The organism is Streptomyces sp. NK08204, assembly GCF_020400585.1.
Taxonomy (GTDB): domain Bacteria; phylum Actinomycetota; class Actinomycetes; order Streptomycetales; family Streptomycetaceae; genus Streptomyces.
In genome coordinates this window covers 1-451 of record NZ_JAINVF010000095.1, presented here as the reverse complement: position 1 = coordinate 451, position 451 = coordinate 1, and the positions used below count along the sequence as shown (strand labels likewise).

The 451-nt window shown below is 70.5% G+C and carries 1 pseudogene; it reads right to left on the bottom strand.

Features of this window, described 5'->3' with window-relative positions:
* A pseudogene (locus K7G59_RS34460) lies at positions 1 to 451 on the bottom strand (glucose-6-phosphate isomerase); the annotation flags it as partial.

The window sequence follows — 451 nt, the reverse complement described above, 5'->3', positions numbered from 1 at the left end:
CCAGCAGCCATCTGCGCGCGGAGGTGGCGTTGGTGATCGTCTCGATGGTGGTGAAGGTCTTGGAGGCGACGATGAACAGCGTCTCGGCCGGGTCCAGGTCGCGGGTGGCCTCGTGCAGGTCGGCGCCGTCCACGTTGGACACGAACCTGACGGTCAACTCCCGGGCGGTGAACGGGCGCAGCGCCTCGTAGGCCATCGCGGGGCCCAGGTCGGAGCCGCCGATGCCGATGTTGACGACGTTCCTGATGCGCCTGCCGGTGTAGCCGGTCCACTCGCCGGAGCGGACCCGGTCGGCGAAGGCGGCCATCTTGTCGAGGACGGCGTGCACGGCCGGGACGACGTTCTCGCCGTCGACCTCGACCACCGCGTCGCGCGGGGCGCGCAGCGCGGTGTGCAGCACGGCCCGGTTCTCGGTGGTGTTGATCTTCTCGCCGCGGAACATGGCGTCCCG